General features: G+C 67.3%; 15 protein-coding genes. 4 read left to right on the forward strand and 11 right to left on the reverse strand.

The window, feature by feature from the left end:
• Positions 1-9 precede the first annotated feature (9 nt).
• The 3 genes from ABZW60_RS20240 to ABZW60_RS20250 are packed head-to-tail and all read right to left on the reverse strand — an operon-like array spanning position 10 to position 2,338.
• On the reverse strand, positions 10-921 hold the full coding sequence (locus tag ABZW60_RS20240; RefSeq protein WP_355478897.1) for a carbohydrate ABC transporter permease: 912 nt from the start codon (positions 919-921) through the stop codon (positions 10-12).
• Complete coding sequence (locus ABZW60_RS20245; RefSeq protein ID WP_355478899.1) at positions 918-1,814, reverse strand: ABC transporter permease subunit; 897 nt, start codon at positions 1,812-1,814, stop codon at positions 918-920. Before ABZW60_RS20245 ends, ABZW60_RS20240 begins: the two co-directional genes overlap by 4 nt.
• Positions 1,811-2,338: a YesL family protein gene (locus ABZW60_RS20250; protein WP_355478901.1), complete on the reverse strand. Its 528-nt coding sequence runs from the start codon at positions 2,336-2,338 to the stop codon at positions 1,811-1,813. Before ABZW60_RS20250 ends, ABZW60_RS20245 begins: the two co-directional genes overlap by 4 nt.
• A gap of 147 nt (positions 2,339-2,485) precedes the next feature.
• Here ABZW60_RS20250 and ABZW60_RS20255 point away from each other — a divergent pair, with 147 nt between their 5' ends.
• On the forward strand, positions 2,486-4,663 hold the full coding sequence (locus tag ABZW60_RS20255; RefSeq protein ID WP_355478903.1) for an SGNH/GDSL hydrolase family protein: 2,178 nt from the start codon (positions 2,486-2,488) through the stop codon (positions 4,661-4,663).
• 3 nt (positions 4,664-4,666) lie between these two features.
• On the opposite strand, the gene ABZW60_RS20260 is transcribed toward ABZW60_RS20255, so the two are convergent.
• The 4 genes from ABZW60_RS20260 to ABZW60_RS20275 form a co-directional block, all read right to left on the reverse strand.
• The gene (locus ABZW60_RS20260) at positions 4,667-6,127 is read right to left on the reverse strand and encodes a hypothetical protein (RefSeq protein ID WP_355478905.1); all 1,461 of its coding nucleotides are present in this window, start codon (positions 6,125-6,127) and stop codon (positions 4,667-4,669) included.
• A gap of 5 nt (positions 6,128-6,132) precedes the next feature.
• Entirely contained in the window at positions 6,133-7,518 is a 1,386-nt protein-coding gene (locus ABZW60_RS20265; RefSeq protein ID WP_355478907.1) for a hypothetical protein, read from the reverse strand.
• Positions 7,519-7,670: 152 nt separating this feature from the next.
• A complete protein-coding gene (locus tag ABZW60_RS20270; protein WP_355478908.1) occupies positions 7,671-10,901 on the reverse strand; it encodes a hypothetical protein in 3,231 nt (1,076 codons plus the stop codon).
• A 73-nt stretch (positions 10,902-10,974) separates the two neighbouring features.
• Entirely contained in the window at positions 10,975-11,145 is a 171-nt protein-coding gene (locus ABZW60_RS20275) for a hypothetical protein (RefSeq protein ID WP_355478910.1), read from the reverse strand.
• A 606-nt stretch (positions 11,146-11,751) separates the two neighbouring features.
• Here ABZW60_RS20275 and ABZW60_RS20280 point away from each other — a divergent pair.
• On the forward strand, positions 11,752-12,330 hold the full coding sequence (locus tag ABZW60_RS20280) for a Na/Pi symporter (RefSeq protein ID WP_355478912.1): 579 nt from the start codon (positions 11,752-11,754) through the stop codon (positions 12,328-12,330).
• 47 nt (positions 12,331-12,377) lie between these two features.
• Positions 12,378-13,259, forward strand: a complete 882-nt coding sequence (locus ABZW60_RS20285; RefSeq protein ID WP_355478914.1) for a universal stress protein — start codon at positions 12,378-12,380, stop codon at positions 13,257-13,259.
• A 98-nt stretch (positions 13,260-13,357) separates the two neighbouring features.
• On the opposite strand, the gene ABZW60_RS20290 is transcribed toward ABZW60_RS20285, so the two are convergent.
• A complete protein-coding gene (locus tag ABZW60_RS20290) occupies positions 13,358-14,206 on the reverse strand; it encodes an LLM class flavin-dependent oxidoreductase (RefSeq protein WP_355478916.1) in 849 nt (282 codons plus the stop codon).
• Between the two features lie 107 nt (positions 14,207-14,313).
• Here ABZW60_RS20290 and ABZW60_RS20295 point away from each other — a divergent pair, with 107 nt between their 5' ends.
• A complete protein-coding gene (locus ABZW60_RS20295) occupies positions 14,314-14,556 on the forward strand; it encodes a hypothetical protein (protein WP_355478918.1) in 243 nt (80 codons plus the stop codon).
• Positions 14,557-14,842: 286 nt separating this feature from the next.
• On the opposite strand, the gene ABZW60_RS20300 is transcribed toward ABZW60_RS20295, so the two are convergent.
• The 3 genes from ABZW60_RS20300 to ABZW60_RS20310 all read right to left on the reverse strand — a co-directional run bounded on the left by ABZW60_RS20300 (position 14,843) and on the right by ABZW60_RS20310 (position 19,110).
• The gene (locus ABZW60_RS20300) at positions 14,843-15,442 is read right to left on the reverse strand and encodes an acyltransferase (protein ID WP_355478919.1); all 600 of its coding nucleotides are present in this window, start codon (positions 15,440-15,442) and stop codon (positions 14,843-14,845) included.
• 48 nt (positions 15,443-15,490) lie between these two features.
• The gene (locus tag ABZW60_RS20305; RefSeq protein ID WP_355478921.1) at positions 15,491-17,188 is read right to left on the reverse strand and encodes a SulP family inorganic anion transporter; all 1,698 of its coding nucleotides are present in this window, start codon (positions 17,186-17,188) and stop codon (positions 15,491-15,493) included.
• Between the two features lie 98 nt (positions 17,189-17,286).
• Entirely contained in the window at positions 17,287-19,110 is a 1,824-nt protein-coding gene (locus ABZW60_RS20310) for an alkyl sulfatase dimerization domain-containing protein (RefSeq protein WP_355478922.1), read from the reverse strand.
• Positions 19,111-19,220: the final 110 nt, after the last annotated feature.

The following is a 19,220-nucleotide window of genomic DNA, read 5'->3' on the forward strand; positions in this document are numbered from 1 at the left end:
CTAGTTGATTCAGCCCTTCACGGAACCGAGCAGAACGCCCTTCTGGAAGTGCTTCTGCACGAACGGATAGACAGCGATCATCGGGATCGCCGCGACCACGACCGCGGCCATCTGCACGGTCACCAACGGCAGGACGGCGTCCGCGTTCTCGGTCGCCTGCGAACGCGCCAGCAGGTTGCGCACCACCACCTGCAGCGGCAGCAGATCCTGGTCGCGGACATAGAGGACGGCCTGGAAGAATTCGTTCCAGTGCGAGACCCCGTAGAACAGGCCGAGCGTGAGCATCACCGGCACCGAGAGCGGCAGCAGCACCTGGATCAGGATCCGCAACTCGCCGGCGCCGTCGATCCGGGCCGCGTCGACGAGTTCCTCGGGGATGCCTTCGAAGAACGTCTTCATGATCAGCACGTTGAACACCGACACCGCGCCCGGGACGATCATCGCCCAGACGGTGTCGAGCAGACCGGTGGCCTTGACGATCAGGTACGTCGGGATCATCCCGGCGCCGAACACCGTCGTGAACAACGCGATCAGGAGCACCGCGCTGCGCCCCGGCAGGTCCTTGCGGGACAGCGGATAGGCCATCAACGTGGTCAGCAGCATGTTCAGCGCGGTGCCGACGACCGTGATGAACACCGTCACCGACAACGCCCGCGGGATCGCCGGATCGGACAGCAGCTCGCGGTAGGCGTCGAACGTGATCGATCGCGGGATCACGACATAGCCACCGTTGCGGAGCACCTCGCCGTACGGCGTGATCGAGGCGGCGACCACGAACAGCAGCGGGAAGACGCAGACGATCGCCACCACGATCAGGGCGAGGTACACGATGCCGTTGGCGATCCGGTCCTCGCGGCTGCTGATGCGAGTCGTGCTGCGGGTGCCGGGGCGGGTCTTGATCCTGGTCCTGACCAGTGTCACCACAGTTGACCGTCCCAGCGCTTGGCGATCCGGTTGGCGGCCAGGATCAGCACCAGCCCGATGATCGACTTGAACAGGCCCGCGGCCGCGGCCAGCGAGAAGTTGAGGTTCTCCAGGCCGGTGCGGAACACCCAGGTGTCGAGGATGTCGGCGACCGGGTACACCTGCAGGTTGTAGAAGATGTACACCTGCTCGAACCCCGCCTCCAGCACATGGCCGAGGCGCAGCACCAGCAGCAGGATGATGACGTTGCGGATCCCCGGCAGCGTGATGTGCCAGATCTGCCGCAGCCGGTTCGCGCCGTCGACCTTGGCGACCTCGTAGCGGGACGGGTCGATACCGACCATCGCCGCCAGGTAGATGATCGCGCCCCAGCCCATGTCCTTCCATACCTCGGTCCCGACCAGCACCGTCCGGAACCAGTCCGTGCTCGTGAGGAAACCGATGGTGTGGCCGGTCAGTTGCTCGAGCCAACGATTCACCAGGCCGGTGCTCTCGGACAGGAACGCGCCGGTGATGCCGAAGATGATCACCCAGGACAGGAAGTGCGGCATGTAGCTGAGCGTCTGCACCCAGCGCCGCATCCAGGTCAGCCGGCACTCGTTCAGCAACAACGCCAGCACCAGCGGCAGCGCCGTACCCCAGACGATCTTGTAGATCGACAGCAGGAACGTGTTGCGCAGCAGCTGGCCGAAGTACGGCGATCCGAACAGCTCGCTGAAGTGGCCGTACCAGGGGTGCACCCACGGGCTGGCGACGATGCCCTCGCCCAGCGAGTAATCCTTGAACGCGACCACGATGCCGTACATCGGCGCGTACTTGTAGACCGCGAGATACACCAGCGCCGGGACGAGCATGACGTACAGAACCCAGTACCGCCGGGCCCGGATCACGGGGCGCACCAGCGCTGGACCGACGCGACCAGCAGGCCCGTCACCAGCAGCGGCGCCGCCGGGAACACGACCGTCAGAGCTACCGCGAACGCCAGCAAACCAAGGGTTTTCGCGGTGGCCGCCGGTTTGCCGACGGCGAGCTGGACGGACGCTTTGAGGATCTGCGGCAGCGACATCTCGTAGCCGACCATCAGCGTGAACGCGTACGCCGCGATCACCGCTGCCAGCGCCGCGGCGACGACCGTGCCCGTCGGCAGGAACAGCACCAGGAACAGGAACTGCAGCACGAACGCCTGCCGGAAGTTTTCCCGGAAGTACCGCAGGAACGACCGCGCCAACGGCGGCTCGAGGCCCCGGTTCCAGTCCCGGACGACCCCGAACACCGCCGCGGTGGCCGGCCCGGCCGTGACCACCGGCAGACACGCGACCAGCCACAACACATTGAGCGCGACCACCCGGGCGAACCGGTCAGCGGCGGTATAGGCCCGGGACGCGAGCACGTCCCCAGGCGATCTCGACCTCACACGCACGCTCCTCTCATCCACCAGATCGCGGAAAAGATTAGCGAGAGAGACCGGTCTTGCCTAGCTTTCGTGCAAATGTTTTTCAGACAAGCTCATGGCGATCAGGGCCGGTACGGCGCGGTCCCGAAATCTGAGATGGAGGCCTGAATGTCAACCAAACCAGTTGACTTTGAACAACTGATCGTCCCTACAACGTCGCAATGTATTTGCCGGCCCCACCGTTCGGTCCGAAGAGCAAGGGGCAGGTTCGATGCTCGGACCGGACGTGCAACAGGGGGCGACATGGCCGATTCAGGGTCAGCACAGGAAGCGACGGCACCATCAGCGCGCTCTGCTGCACGGGACAAGAGGGTGTGGATCCCGCTGAGTATCGGAGTTCTGATCCTGGTGGGATCGAAGTTCGTGGGCGGCGACGTTCCGGCGGTCGTGTATGTCGCCGCCGGCGTCGGTCTGATCGTATGGGGTCTGCTGCGATTGCTCGGGACGATCGACGAGCAATCGAAGCACAGCCGGGACATCTGGCTCGCGATGGCCGTATGGTTGGGCGGATTCGTCCTGATCGGCATCTGGCTGCTGCTCGACGTCGACGGTCTCGGGGTCGTCGGGTCGGTCGCCGGGTACGTCGCCTTCGGGCATCTCCTGCTCGCGGCCCGCGCCTCCACGTGTGGCGCACCCTGGCGAGGGCCCGTCGCTCTCGCGATCTGCGTCGCAAGCTTCGTCGTCGGCTGGCTCGTAATGATGCCGTCGAAGGATCCGGGCGCATGGTGGCCCTGGGTTCCACTGATCCTTCTGGGCGGCTCGCTCGTGGCCGCCCCGGTGGGTGTCTCCCTGTTCTCCGCGGATGTCCTCCGCCACCCCGGAGTCATGGCTCGGCGCGACCGCAACATTCGGATCTTCACCGTGGTGGGCCTACTCGTCCTCGGGATCCTCACCGTGTTGTTGCTTCAGCAACTCGGACAGATCTACCGGCCCGTGCTGGTACTCGGCGTCGCCGGATTCTTCCTGCTCGGCCTGATCGCAGCCCGAACGCAGGCCGACACCGTCCTCGTCGCCGGGCTGTTGCTTGTCATGGCCGTCATCGCAGCCCATCCCACGCCGGCTCCGCCCGCGCCGAGCGCCGGCCGGATGATCGTCGCGCTGGGCGACTCGTACATGTCCGGAGAGGGTGCCGGCTCCTTCTTCCAGGGAACCGATGACGCCGGCGCGAACGAGTGTCGCCGAGCTCCCACGGCGTACCCGTTCGTCTACGCCGAGAATCTCGGCGCGGCGAAGTATCCGGGCGGCGTCGTCTCGTTCGCCTGCTCGGGCGCCCGGACCTCGCATCTGAACCTGCCCGCAGCCAGCGGCATCCCGCAGTATTCGGGCGAGCCGGTGGACGGCTCCGCCGGACAGACCCAGTTCCAGCAACTCGAGTCCCTGCTCGACAGCGGCGCGGACGTCGATCTCGTTCTGCTCAGCATCGGAGGCAACGACTCCGGGTTCGCGACCATCGGAACCACGTGCCTGGCCCCCGGACACTGCGACGAACTGGAGAAGCTCTGGACCGGGAACCTCGGCAACGTACGGCAGGCGATCCGGACCACCTATGCCGCACTCAAGTCGATCCTCGAACAGCGCAACCTCCGGACGCCGGTCCTGGTGGTGCCCTACCCCGACCCGATCGCGGAGCGCAGGTGCCCGGACCTCGCCTTGGCGAAGACCGAGATCGACTTCTTGCACCGCTTCATCAACCAACTCGACACCGTGATCCGGGAAGAGGCCGCGACCGCCAAGTTCCTCTACCTGGACACGATGCCGACAACATTCGTCGCGAACAAGCTGCGGCTGTGTGACCACGGACCGAAGACCGGAGTGAACTTTCTCAACGCGCAGTCGGTCAATGGGTCAGTCGAGGCGCAGGTCTACCCGAAGAACTGGGTGCACAACAGTCTGCATCCCAACGAGGACGGTCACGAGCAGATGGCGGCCACACTCGCGGCATGGCTGACCGCACACCCGCCGCGCGACCAAACGTACGCCGAGACACCGGCAGTCACTCCGCCGGAAGCCACTCCACCCTGCGGCCTGGCCGAACTCGACGTGGAGAAGACCGGCAAACGCTGCGACCGTGAGGCACAGCACTGGGCGCTGCTCAGGATCAAGGACCGGATGCTGCCGAGCGTATGGCTCATCGGGATCCTTGCCGCCGGCGCCTGGCTACTGTGGATCGCCGAACTCGGCAGGTACCGCAACGGCACCGGCATCCTGCACGGCATCCACAACCGCCTTCAACGATTCCGGGGAACACCTGCGAAACCGGAAGCCACACCGCCGAAGGTCCCCTGACACTCAAGGGACGACCTTCCCGCTGCGTACCAGCCAGGCGAGTGCCAGGTCGTCGAGGGCCGCGGCGTCCAGGGGTGCGTCGATGTGCTGTACGAGTCCCGTGAGCGCCGCACTGCCGCTTGGGCGCGTCGTGCCGACGAAGACCCGCTGGACCCAGGCCAGGTCAGTGGGTGGCACCATGGCGAACTCGCGGCCGCCGATCGTCAGACTGCCACTGAACAGCCGTGTCTGGTCTTCGATCAGCTGAGCGATCGCGTTGCGAGAGGAGGCATCGCCGGCCTTGATCTGGCCGGCGAACAGGACATAAGCCTTGGGCGGGTTCAGGGTCTCGTTGACGACGAGCACCGCGTCGTCGACAAACAGTTTTCCGGCCTTGCCCGTGGCGCCGGGAGCGAAGATGGCCGCGTTCGGCTTGACCGTCTTCCACGCTGGGGTGGCACCACTTCGGACGGCACCGGTGTTCAAGGTCGCGGCCAGCGTTTCAGCGCGTCGCACAGCGCGGGACATGGACGACTGGTAGGCCGGACTCGCCGTGCCGACTGCCTCGGCGAGCGCGGCACGAACCCGAGTCACCAGCGCCTTGACCTTCTCGATTTCGCTGGCCTTCACCGGTTCGAGGCTTGCGATCTTGCGGCCCAGACGGCCCCACGCATTCGGTGACGCCTCGATCGCCGGCGAGAGATGCCGCCAGAAGAGGGTCCGCTTCGTGATACCGGCCGCGCGCTGGGCGCGGAGGAGATCGCCGACAGCGACTCCGAGCTGCCCCAGGACCTCGAGCGCTCCTTCGTCGGGAAGCTGCTTGGTGAGCGCCTTCGTGGCTTCCTGGACCGCCTTCACGTAGGTGCTGGAACGGCCGAGGACCTTCGTCGTCGCTTTCTTGGTGCTGATGGCACCGAGATTGGCGCAGAGCTCGTCACGGGCGGCCGCCAGTTCGGCTGGGTCGAAACCGCTCGCTGCGTCGTGCCAGCGAGCCAATGCCGTGCGCAGAGGATCGAGGGTCGCATCGTTGTGCGCGGCGGTCGAGTAAAGGAACGACTCCAACTTCCCGAGCTTGGTCACTCTGGTCGGAGCCAGCTTCGGCGCGCCCTTGGCCGGTAGCCAAGCCAACGCCTTGTCCACGTTGGTGATCTCAGCCCGGATTCGGTCGGCCAGAGCCTTGTCCGCCTTCTGCGCGGCCGCCTCCAGCGCCTCTTTCAGTTGGCGTGACTTGACCTGAAGCAGGGTGTCGGAGATCCACGATTCGGGATGCAGCGTCTTGCGCCAGTACGCGAACCGGAACTCGTGCGCGGCCTGTTCGGCCGCCGGGGCGAACTGCGCGGCCTGGTGTAGGACCGTGGACACCCCGACGATGAACTTCGGCGGCGTGTGCTCGGTCAGGTCACGTGCCGCTCGTGCGAGCGTCGAGGCCGTCCTGGACTCGGTCTTCAGCGCCTGCTCCAGCAGTTCCTCAGCACCTTCGCTCACGCCGGTCACTGTGTGGTCCCCGGCCTGAGGCGCATCACCGTCTCGGTAACTCCGAAAGCGAGCGCGGGAACGAATCCGGGGACGGCCGACCCGACCAGTCCGACGATCGACGCCTCGACCTGGCGCAGGCTCGGTGGCACAGCAAGCGAAGAGGCCGGGTCGAGTACCGCGCGGTGAGCGTCGCGCTGGTCCTGGTAGTCGACGACGTCGTGGAACAGATTCCACAGCGCCGTCGTGACGCCGAGGGGCACGCCGACGGGAGGAGCGGCCAGGCTGACCGCCAGCACGCCTCCTGTCATCAGGTGTGAAAGGCCGTTGTACTCGCTCGATCCGGCCGTTACCGAACTCGCCGCGACGGCGACCGGAGACGGCGGCAAGAAGCCAAGCTCCTGCAACGCGGCGTCGATCATGAGCGGGTAGCGCCAGGGTCCGCGTGGGCTGTGCATGTTGCGGGTGAAGGGGTTGGTCAGGGTTGTGCCGATGGTCAGACCCGCCGCCTGCCACCCGGCTTGCGCTTGCGCACCGGTAATGGTGTCCGTCGCCCAGACTCCACCGTCATGGACCGCGCTGCGCACGGACCTGATCGCATCGCTGATCGTCACGAGCTCGTCGAGAATCCTGGCGAGCAGGTCATCGTCGTCGATCGTCGGGTCCGTGCCGACCAGCCAGGCGACCAGCGGCCAGTACTGCGAGACCTCGTACACGCGCTGGGCTCGGCGAAGCTCGAACGCACGCAGCCGCATGACCGACTTGTCGAGGATGTAACTCAGGTTGGGATTGCCTCGCACGAGGTCGCGCTGCGACCTCACGGCGGCTCGCTCCCACTGAACCATCCGCTCGCTCGGTGCGAGATCCGCCAGCATCGAACGCAGGGCCGTCAGATGTGGGCCTGGACGAAGTGTCAGCCGCTGCCGTGTCGAGCGCAGGTAGCCGATCGGGGCCCTGTCGACCCCGGGGCCGGCGAGGAACGTCAGCCGTGCGGCCCGTACCTGCTCCTCGCTCAGCTTGAGACGCTGCAGCACGATCTCGCGGGCCAGATCCTCCACCTCGGCCAACTGCGGGACGATGTCGTAGATGGCCGCGTTGGCTTCGGCGTACACCAACTCCGTCAGACTCGGCACGCGGTGCTCCTCCACCTTGCGTACGAGCTCGAGGAGCGCCGGCCAGCCATGACTCAGGCAGTCGGCAACGGTGTCCGCCATAGCGACGGGGTCCGCTTTGATGGTGACACTTCGCTGTTCCTTGGGCAGAGCGGCCAGCGCGACGTCGAGTACGACCTCACGGGTCGGGACGCGCGACCAGTCCACCTGACTGCGTCGAAGTAGCCCGGCCTGAAGCTCGCGCCGGCGTTGCTCCAGCTCGCCCTCGTCAGGCAGCACCGTGCTGACCACCAGCGCCTCAGTCCCTTCCTTGGAGGCGCTCCCCTGGCCGACGGAGCTTGCTGCCGAGCCTCGCTGCGCTGACGGCGAGCGCTGCTGCCGCGCAGAATGGCGACGCTGACTGGCCGCGGCCGCCCGGCTCGCTGTTCCGGCCATCGCAGTCTCTACGGCACCGGGTCGACGGCAGGTTCGACCTCGTGCGTGATCAGTTCGATCCGCAGCGGCCGCGGTGGCGCGACCGGGTCGTCGTACTGCTCGTCGTCCAGGCGCAGGCCGCGCCGACGTACCTCGGCCTCGGCAATGCCCGCCTCGGCAGCGGCCTTGCGCTTCTCGATGTCGTGCATCGCGCGCTCGTGCGGTCCGCACCCGTCGCAGACGCCGAGCGTCGTGGTCACGGTCATACCGGGAGTCGGCAAGATGTAGTCGTCGGCCTGCATCCGCTCCTCCGCCTGCGCGGCCTCGTCCGACGCCTTCTCGAGGATGGTCTTCAGGTCCTCGACGGTCTTCACCAGCTGTGACTCTCCGACGGGTGTCAGGGGAAGGGCGAGCAGCGAACCGTTGTTGGCGACCACGCGTGGCTCGAAGAAGCCGACTCGCAGTTGCGGGGCGAGGTCGGTGAGGAGCTTGAGCTGCTCACCCGGTGGCAGTGCCTGGAACAGCACGAATCGGTAGTAGTCGGCGTGATCCTTGAGATGAGCCAGGAGCGCTTCCTCCCGCTCATGCGCATCGGCGACCACCTCGAGGCCGTACTTCATCTCGAGTTTGTCGACCCAGTTCGCCGCCGCCTGCTCCTGGTTCGCACCGGCCACCATCTGCTGCTGGGTGAGAAGCGCATCGCCTTCGGACGCCTTCGCCTCGTAGTCCCGCAGCGCCTGGGTGAGCCGACGGTGCGCCGCCGCGAAGCCGCAGTCGTCGGGGCTGTACATCCCCTGATCGCGGACCTGACCGGTGAACCAGCCCCAGTTGCCGAACCAGCCGTAGTGCTCCTTGATGGCTGCGGCGAGTCCGGCGTCCTCTTTGTCCGTGTCCTTGAGGCCGGCCAGGTCGGTCAGACCTGGATACGCCGTGGACGGCAAGGCATCGGCGAAGGTGCGCGCGTACTCGACGGAGAGTGTCGCGCTCCCGATCTCGCGCATCTTCGCCACCAGCGAAGCGCTGACCTTGTTCTGCACGAGTGTCCGGAAGAGCCACCGCTGAGCGGACTGGGCGTGATCGGGCGTCGCGCGATGGTCACTGCGGTCAGCGATGTCGCCGAACGCGGGCTTGTAGTCGCCCTTGACGAGGAGGTCGGACGCCTTCCGGAGCTCGGCCAGCGCCGCGAGAACATCCTTCAGCTGCGGCGGGTCCGGCTTCTCGTCCTGCTGGCCGCTGCCGGCTCCTTGCTGCTGCTTCGCACGCTGCCGGTCGAGCTCGGCGACCTCCTTGGACTTGGCTGCGATCGACGCAGCCTCGTCCCAGGCGAATTCGTACGAGCGCAGGAGGCGAACGGCCTCGAACGCGTCGGCGAGCTCCGGGTTCAGGAGCGCGTTACGGAGTGCAGTCTCGTTCGTGCGCACCAAGAGGCCGGTGAACTCGGTCGAACCCAGCGGATTCTCGATCATCACCACGACACGCACCCGTTGCGGAAGGAACTTCGTGGTGACCGTGTAGTGGGCCAGCCGCTCGTGATAGTCGAGGGTCAGCGTGTTGCAGCTGTTGGGGTTACGGATATGACGTACGACGTCCTCGCTGCGGCCCGCCTCTACCTGCTCAGTGATCTTCGTGACCCGCCGCGAACGAACCCGCGTCGTAGCTCGTCGCACCGTTTCTTGCATGTGCTGCTGCGACGACCGGGCGATGGAGCCGACGTTGTTGCCGGAGGTGATACTGCCGTCGACGGCGACCTGGATCGAGGCGACGCCTGGACTGTAGCTCGCATCCAGCGACGCCGAGGCCTGCGCCTGAAACTCCTGCGACGACGTCATTTCCCGGAAGACGTCCTCGGTGTCGCGCGTGGTGGAGGTGAAGTCGGCGGTGATGTCCGTCTCGGTCTCCGACATCTGCTCCAGTGCCTTGGAACGGCGCTCCCATTGCGACACCCGGATGGTGACCTCTTCGCCCGGAGCCAGCGCGATACTCGAGATCAGGTTTCCTCTGGAGAAGCCGACCAGCTTCCATTCCTGACGCCACGGCAGGAAGACCGCCACCCGCAGCCCTTTCGGACGCGGGATCGCAGCCTTCTTCTCCGGTACGACTTCGGTCCCTGATTCGCCGCCTCCTTGGAGCCCGCCAAGGTGCTTCAGGCCCTCACCATACGGACTGTGGAAGAAGTCGTAGGTCAGCTCCAACTCCTCGATCGGCTCATGTCCGAGACCGGGCCAGTTCAGGATGACCGATGTACCTTGGCCACGCCCGGGGTTCGTGACGGCCTCGGGCCCGAGCACCAGCCGGACGTCACGGCCGTTGATGTCGGTGAGTACCGAGCCGTCCCGCCGCAGGCCCGCGGCGAGATCCGCTGTCATGGGCACCTGGATCGGGCGCCCGTCGAGCGACGGCACCATGGGCGATGCGAAGAAGCCCGGCGCATCGGCGATGACGAACCTGCGCGCCGCGGGCTGGTCGCCTGCGCCGCGAATTCCGGAGCGCGGTGTGAGCCGGAACGGCTGTGCCTTGTCCTGAAAGAGTCCAGGTGCGACGACGCTCCGGTTGGCGAGCAACGCCTGCGCCACCTCGGGCGTGGGCGGAATCGTCACCACTCCCCCGCCGGCGACACCGACCTCGCGGCCGGCGAGGACGGCATCGACCGCGTCCGCGTCAAGGTCCACAGCCGTGACCTTCGGCATCAGCCGGACAACAGTCGGGTCGCCACCGTCAGCGTCTGTCGCCACAACGGTGACGGAACGCCCGCCCCACAAGGCGGATACCTCCTCGACCCCCAAGCGTGGTCGCACCTCTCGGCCGTTGATCTCCACTGGATCGCCGGCAACGACGGCGCTGATGTCCGCAACCGGCACCGCACCGGGACGTGCCGTGACGAGTTCCAGCGCCTCGTCACCGGCGACATAGGCGATGTCGAGCGGGACGCCGCCAAAAGCCTCCGCGAGCGAGCCTCGGGGAAGCGGTTCTCCCTGCAACGGACCGCCCGCGCCGATCGTCGCCGCTGCCCGGATCCGCGGCCGCCGGTCATCGTCGTCGGGGTCCTCGCCCTCGCCGTACACAGATCCGCCCTCCGACACGACCAGAGGCATCGACGTCGTCTTGCCGTTCAGCTTGCCCTCTTGCTGCAGCAGCACGAACTGTCCGAAGTCGAACCGCCGCGTCACGCCCCACGCCTCGAGCGGTTGCTCGCAATCGTCGTCCAACTTCGGATCCGGCGGCTTGACCACCGGGTTCCACGAGTTGTCGTCTGCACGCACATCGTGGATCGAACTCATCTCAACCCCCCGTCGACAACGCGTGAACGCACGGCCTCTGTGCACGAAAGACCAGCTAAGAAATCGCGTTCGCAACCAAGATGATGGTGAAGAGAATGAGGAGCACAATGGCGAAGGCAGCGATACGCCCGCCGATCCCGACGTTCCCGTGCTCGGTCACGCCAAAGACGACCGCCAACACCAGGATCGTAATCAGCGCGACCAACGCATGAGCAGCCCCACCCATACAAGCCCCCCGGAGGCACACTGTCCCCGGCTCCAACTATCACACCACAGACACAGCGATGGAAGATGCCGCGAACAATGCCGCTGTCACTAATCAGGCGATTAAATCGCCGACTTCAATGAATTGCTCTGCGCTAATGCCGGTCGGCGCTGTTCTCGCTCGCTGGGCGATCGAGCGTCGCTGGTCAATCAGCTGCCGGCGGCTCGGAGCCTCCTGCCAACAGCGGCGCCGAAACTGCACAGCTCGCCCCGTGGATCAAGGCCCTCGGGTGGTGCGGGGTCGCCGGGCCGATCTACTTGCTGATCTGCGCAGGGCGCGATCCCCATCATCCTCGGCGCGAACGTCGGCACCACCGTCACGACCAGCCTCGTCGCACTCACCTTCATCGGCGACCGCACAGAGTTCCGCAGGGCGCTCGGCGCGTCCACCGTCCACGACTTCTACAACTGGCTCGCGCTGCTGATCTTCTTCCCGGTCGAGTTGATCTGGCATCCACTTGAGCGCGTCAGCGGGGCGTTGACCGACGCGCTGTACGGCACCGGCTGGCTACCGAATCCCGTCCATTTCAACTTCATCCGGGCGGCAACCCGGCCGGTAGAACACGCTGTGATTCACGCGACCTCCCAACTCAGCAGTGCGCTCGGTCCGCTGGTCACGATCGTGATCGGCGCAGGCCTGATCCTCGTCGCGGTGCGGTACGTGGGAAAGTTGCTCAAACACCTGATGGTCGGCAAGGCGCGCGACGCGCTGATCAGGGCGGTCGGCCGCAACGCCTACCTGGCTATGGCGTCAGGCATGGGCGTGACCGTCGTTACCCAGACCTCGACCATCACCACCTCGGTGCTGGCCCCCTTCGCCGGAACGGGCATCCTGACACCGGCGCAGATCTATCCGGTCGTCGTCGGCTCCAATCTCGGTACGACCTTCACGGTGGTACTCGCCGCGTTCGCGGTCGTCGGACAGGACGCAAGAATCGGCCTGCAGGCAGCCTTCGTGCACCTGATCTACAACGTGTTCGCGATCGTCGCGATCTACGTCATCCCGCTCCTGCGCCCCGTACCGCTGTTCTGCGCCCAGAGCCTTGCCCGGATGGCATCCGAGCGCAGGTGGGTCCTCGCCGTCTGCCTCATCGTCGTCTTCATCGCGCTCCCTGCCGCGGTCATCATCCTGGTCGGCGTGCTCTGAGCGGGCTAGATTCGGTGGGGTCGGCTCTCGTGGCGGGAGGACGTCATATGACCGGTCGGATCGTCGTCGGTATCGACGGCTCGCAGCAAAGCGGCAACGCGCTCGAATGGGCGGTGGCGCGGGCACGTCTCGGAGGCGAGCAGCTCGAACTGCTCAACGCGTACACCCTTGTCCCCGAGCTCAACTTCTACGGCTACCACGGCGTCCCGAGCCAGCCCGTGGACTGGTACGTCGAGTTCTCCGGGCAACTGCTCGAAGCCGCGGCGAAGCGGGTACGCGAGCTCGCGCCCGAACTGACGTGCAAGCTGACCTCGGAGCTTGGTCATCCGGCTCATCTGCTCGCGGAGGCTTCTGAGGGCGCGGACGCTGTCGTGGTCGGCCGGCGTGGGCTGGGCAGCGTTGCGAGCGCGCTGATGGGTTCGGTGAGCAACCGCCTGACGAGCCAGGCGAAATGTCCGCTGGTCGTGGTCGGGGAGGACGACCGACCGACGACCGGCCCGATCGTGGTCGGCGTCGACGGCTCGGAGTACGGCGCGAACGCCCTGCGCTACGCGATCACCGAGGCCGCCGTACGCGGAACCACGGTGCGAGCCGTCGCCGCCTACGAGCTACTGCATCCCGCCCTCCGCGACGACCCGGAACTCGTCGCACGAATGCGCGCCGACGTCGAGCAGGAAACCGCCGCCGCCATCGCCCACGCCCTCGACGAGGCGAAAGGGACGGACACCGCGCCGGTAAGCGTGGACCCAGTCGCGGTCGAAGGCCCCGCCGCCGAAGCGATCCTGAGCCACGCCGAAGACGCCCAACTGATCGTCGTCGGCACACACGGCAAGGGCTTGGTACGCCGCATCCTCCTCGGATCCGTCAGCCGCCAGGTCCTCAACGACACCAACCGCCCCGTCGCCATCATCGACCTCCCCGAAACCTGACCCCGACCGACCAGATTCACCCGGCCGTCCCCGTCCAATCCCTCATCAACCGCCAGTACGGCGACCGTCGCCGGGCTGACCTGCGGCATGTCTGACACCTAGTGGCCGGCCAGCTTGGCGACGGTTGGGGCGAGGGTGTCGGCGAAGTCGGCGCCGATCACGAAGTACGAGAAGCCGATCTCGTCGCGTCGGCGCTGGATCTCCTCGGCGGCTGCCCCGGGATCGCTGGGAAGGATGACGAGCGAGTCGGCCGCACGGAGCGCCGCGGTGTCGAGGTTGGGCGCCGCCATGAACGGCGCGACACGGTCTCCGACGGCGGCGACATGCTGGGCGAGTTCGATGTCCGTGCGGCCGGCGAAGTCGCGTACCCGCTTCGTGGTCGCGACCCGATCGTCGTCCGCTGCGAGTACGAACGTGACCGCATCAGCAACCTCGAGCGCGAGCGCCTCCGACTTCGGCCCACTCACCGCCATGACCACCGGCGTACGCCGATCGGCCCCGTCGAATGTACGCAACGCAGCCACGGTCTCCCGCATCCTCGCCCGACGCTCAGCCACGGAAACAGCCGCCAGCCCCAACTCCACCTCGATCCCGGGCCGACCAGCACCGATCCCCATCTCGAACCGGCCATCCGTGAGCATCGACAGCGAGTGAGCCTCCCAAGCCGTACTCCACGGGTCACGCAACGCGGCCGCATACACCCACGAGCCGACCCGAAGGTCAGCCAGCGCAGCCGCGGTCGCCAGCGTAGGCCCAACCGCCGGCTGCCAAGTAGGCACGTCAGGCATCAAGAACGTCGAGTAACCACTATCGGCAATCCGACGCACCCGATCCCGCCACGCCGACAGATCAGACCCGACCGGCGCAACAACCCCAAACCGAAACGGCCTGGTCACACGCCTGCCCTGCTCGGACATCCTGTTCCTCCTTGAGTCTGAGGCCCTCATTTCGGTCCCGTTGTCCTATCCACGAACATGCCACCCCAAATCCGACACCGCCACACAAGATCCCGCGACGGACACCCGCTCAGGCACCCGCGCGTAACCTGCCGCGGGTGATCGACGTACCGGAGGTCTTCGCGCAATCAACCGTCGAGCGTGAAGGCGAGCCCGGTGCTGCGTGGTTGGCCGGGATGCCCGCGCTGCTGGCTGAGTCGCTGGCTCGGTGGGAGTGCGAGGCAGACGACCGGGAACGTGACGGCCCGCAGGACCTCGCCGATGCCCCGCCGCGACCCGGAGCTGTTGACCCCGTGGTCTCGCAGTACCGAGTCGGTCAGACCCAGGCATCCGGCACGTGACAGCCCGCACGACCCTCACCGGCACGCTCACCGCGACGCGGAGCTGCTGCCCCCGTGAACCCGCCGTACCGAGCTGGTCAAGCTCGGGCATCCGGATCCGTCACAGCCCGCAAGCCCCTCGCCGGCGCGCCCGCCGCGACGCGGCATCGCAGACCACGTGAACCCGCCGTACTGAGCTGATCAGGCCCGGGGATCCGGATACGTGATAGCCCGCACGATCCTCGCCGGCGCCCCCGCCGCCGCGACGTGGCAGTGCTGACCGCGTGAGCCCGCCGTACCGAGCTGGTCAGGCTCGGGCCTCCGGATAGGTGACAGCCCGCAGGACCTTCGCGGGTGCGCCTGCCGCGACCGAGTACGGGGGGATGTCCTGTGTGACGACGCTGTTGGCGCCGATCACGGATCTTTCGCCGATTGTCACCCCGCTCGTGACGACGACGTTCGCGCCCAGCCAGACGTTGTCGCCGATCCGCGTCGGGCCTTTGGAGTCGAAACCCTGCCACGGCACCGGGCGGTCCGGGTCGTCGAAGCGGTGATTGGCGTCCGTCACGAAGCACCCGTTCGCGAGCATGCAGTGCGATCCGATCTCCACCAGGTCGAGCGCCGCGACCATCACCGCGACGTTCAGGAAGGTCCCCTCCCCGATCCGCACCCGCCCCTCGTCGCCCATCGTGATCCACACGTTGGGCTCGAACAGCGTGTTGGCCCCAACCTCGAGCCGCCCGGACTGCAAGGCCTCCAGCACGTTCCCGTGCAACGGCCACCGTGCGAACGCACCGCGCCGCATCAGCTCCCAGTGGATCCGCCCCCGGTTCCACGGCAACGAACTCCGCTGGTACCAAAGCCACTTCTGCGCCCAGACCTTCAGCTGCCCACGGAGCTCCTCCACACCCGCCAGGCTACGCGGCAGAGCGGCCCGACGACTGACGCAGCCGCGTCAGTTGTCAGGCCGCCCCGAATCTGCCCGCGCCGCGGCGACGGCCGCGCCGATGTTCCGGTAGATCACGAGTCCTGATCCGTTGCCGGTGTGGTGGAGGACGTCGCGGACCTGGCCGATGTCGCGGGCGAAGTAGAGGCGGACGGCGCGGGCGGCGAGTTCGCGGCTCAGTTGATCGAGCATGCCGGCCGCGGTGACGTCGATGAACGGGCTGCTCTCGCCGTCCAGCACGACGGCGACGAGGCCGGGCGCGACGAGGGTCCGGATGCTGTCGCGGACGTGATCGGCGTTGGCGAAGAACAACCCGGACTCCACCCGGATCACGAGGATGCCGTCCTCGGGGCGTACGTCGGGGTGCCGGTCGGCGTCCACCCAGAGTCCCGGCGTGTCGCGGAGGCGGACCAGCCGGGTCACGTGCGGCCGGCCGGTTCGGTAGAGCAGCAGCGTCATCGACACGGCGATGCCGATCACCAGGCCGGGCAGGGTGTCGAAGACGAGTACGCCGAGCATCGCGGCGATCGCGGCGACGAAGTCCGCGCGGGCGGCGGGGCCATAAATGCCGCCGAGCCGTTCGGACCAGACGCGGTACAGCCGGCGCAGGGCGGCGATGTCGACCAGCTCGATGACCGCGGCAATCACGATGGCGGCCAGAGTGGCCTCCGGGAGCTCCTCGAACAGGCCGGTCAGGAACAGCAGCGTCACGACCGTCAGTGCGGCGACTGTCAGCCCGCTGACCTGGGAACGGGCGCCGGCCCCGCCGTTGACAGCGGTCTTGGACAGGCTGCCGTTGACGATCATCCCGGAGGCGAGGCTTGCGCCGAGGTTCGCCACGCCCAACCCGGCCAGCTCCCGGTTGGCGTCGATGTCGTACCCGGCCCGGGCGGCGTACGTCTTCGCGGCCGCCAGTCCCTCGGCGAATCCGACCAGCAGCACTCCGGCGGCCGGCCCCACCAGGGCGAGATAGTCGTCCCACGCCACGCCCTCGGGGAGGCCGACCCGAGGCAGACCGGACTGGATCGGCCCGACGATCGCCACGCCATGCTGGTCGAGATCGAACAGGGCGACGGCGGCGATGCCGAGCAGGACCGCCACCAGGGACCCAGGGACAAGCGGCAGCCACCGGCGCAGGACCAGCACCACGACCAGGCTCAGTACGCCGATCGCGAGTGTGGTCCCGCTCGTCTGGTCCAAAGAGGTGAGCAGGTGCCAGAGCTTGGCGAAGAAGTCGCCGTCGCCTCCCTCGACTCCGAACAGCTTGGGGAGTTGTCCGGCCACGATCGTCAGCGCCAACCCGACGATGAATCCCTTCAACACCGGCTCGGAGATGAACGAGGCGAGAAACCCCAGCCGTGCCAGTCCGGCAGCCACGCCGATGACACCGGTCACCAGTGCGAGCGCCGTGGTCAGCGCGGCATATTTGGCGTCACCGGCGGCGACGAAGGTTCCGATGATGCCCGCCGATAACGCTGCGGTCGCCGACATCGGGCCGACCACGAGATGCCGGGAACTTCCGAAGGCCGCGTAGAGCACCAGCGCCGGCACTGCCGCGTACAGGCCGACGACCGGCGAGACGCCGGCGATGGTGGCGTAGGCCAGCGACTCGGGTACCAGCACTGCCCACACTGTCAGGCCTGCTACCAGGTCACGGCGCAGCCATGGGAGCCGGTACCCGGCCAGCGATCCGAACAGCAACCCCATCCGTGTCCCCGCCTCCCTCATCAGCCCGCCGCCGACGATCCGCCGAAGCTCCGGCGTCCCTCGCCCGGGACGCCGGCGGCGCCGCGCGAGGTTTCGTCTCAGTCGGGTGTGACGATGGCGAAGTCCGGGTCGCCGGGGTCGAGAAGCGCGAACAGGCGGTCGAGGACCGCGGTGTCGCCAGTGATCTCGATGCCGGCAGCAGTCAGCGCGGCGGGGTCGGACGCAGCGCGGGCGAGACCCGGCAACGACGCGCGAGGCAGGGTCAGGGTCACGTCGGGGTCGTCGCTCTGTGCCGCTGAGCTGTACGTCAGAGCGCCGTTGGACAGCCGGAGCCGGTAGCGCTCGTCGACGTCGCCGAGGACGACATCGATCGACAGGGTCTGGTCCCAGGCGCGAGGTCCGTCGATCTGGATCGCGAACGCGTCAAACAGCATCTCCGGGCTGAGGTTGGAGACCAGGTCCGCGGACGCGGCCACGGTCGGGGTCCCGAAACCGCCCTCGCGCAGCTCGGTGGCACCGGACAGGTAGAAATTGCGCCAGGTGCCGTTCTCGGAGCCGTACCCGAGCTGCTCGTACGTATCGGCGAGCAACTCCCGGGCCGCGGCGTGATCCGGCTCGGCGAACACGACGTGGTTGACCACCTCCGCGACCCAGCGGAAGTCGCCGTCGTCGAGGTACTGCCGGGCCTTCTCCACGACGGCATCGGCGCCACCCATGAACTCGACGTACCGGGTGGCGGCCTCGACAGGCGGGTGCTGCCACAGGTGAGCGGGGTTGCCGTCGAACCAGCCCATGTACCGCTGGTAGATGGCCTTCACGTTGTGACTCACCGAGCCGTAGTAGCCGTGGGTGTGCCACGCGTTCTCCAGGGCGGGCGGGAGCTGGATCACCTCGGCGATTTCCGGGCCGGTCAGGCCCTTGTTCAGCATCCGCATGGTCTGGTCGTGCAGGTAGGCGTACAGGTCGCGCTGGAGAGTGAGGAATTGGACGACCTCCGCGTTGCCCCAGGTCGGCCAGTGATGGGAGGCGAAGACGACGTCGAGGTCCGCACCGAACAGGTCGAGCGTCTCGGTCAGATAGCGAGACCAGACATGCGGGTCGCGGACCAGCGCGCCTCGCAGGGTGAGGAGGTTGTGGAGATTGTGGGTGGCGTCCTCGGCCGCACATAGCGCCTTGCGCCCCGGGAAGTAGATCAGCATCTCCGAGGGCGCCTCGGTGTCGGGGGCCATCTGGAACACCATCCGGACACCGTCGACGGTCACCTCGTGCCCGGTGGTGGAGATGAACTCGGTCGGCGCGATCAGCGTGATCGTTCCGGTCGAGGTCGTCTGCCCGAGCCCGGCGCCGACCTGGCCGCGCGGACCGCGGGCCAGTGCCGCGCCGTACATGTAGCCGGCCCGTCGGCCCATCGCGGTGCCGGCGTACACGTTCTCGGAGACGGCGTGCTCGGTGAACCCCTCCGGCGCGAGGATCCGCACGCGCCCGGCGTCGACGTCGTCCTGCGAGATCACGCCCTTCACGCCGCCGAAGTGGTCGACGTGCGAGTGGGTGTAGACGACGGCGTGGATGGGCCGGTCGCCCCGGTGCTTGCGGTACAGGTCGAGGGCGGCGGCAGCGGTCTGCTCCGACAGCAGCGGGTCGATGACCACGAGCCCGGTCTCACCCTCGACGAACGTGACGTTCGACAGATCGAAGCCGCGCGCCTGGTAGATCCCCTCGACCACCTCGAAGAGCCCCTGCCGCGCAACCAGCTGCGACTGCCGCCACAGGCTCGGGTGCACAGTGTCCGGGGCGTCTCCGTCCAGGAACGCGTACGAGTCGTTGTCCCACACCACTTCCCCGCCCGCGGCCCGCACCACCCCCGGGCTGAGCTCGCCGATCAGACCCCGCGAGGTCGCATCGAAGTCAGCAGTATCAGCCATCGGCAAGGTCCCGAGCGCCGCCCAATGCTGAACGCGCACGGCAGCACTGGCATCACGAGGAGTTGTCATACCCCCGACCCTACCTCGCCCCGACAACACCGGACGTCACC

Source organism: Kribbella sp. NPDC003557 (genome assembly GCF_040610805.1).
Classification (GTDB): Bacteria; Actinomycetota; Actinomycetes; order Propionibacteriales; family Kribbellaceae; genus Kribbella.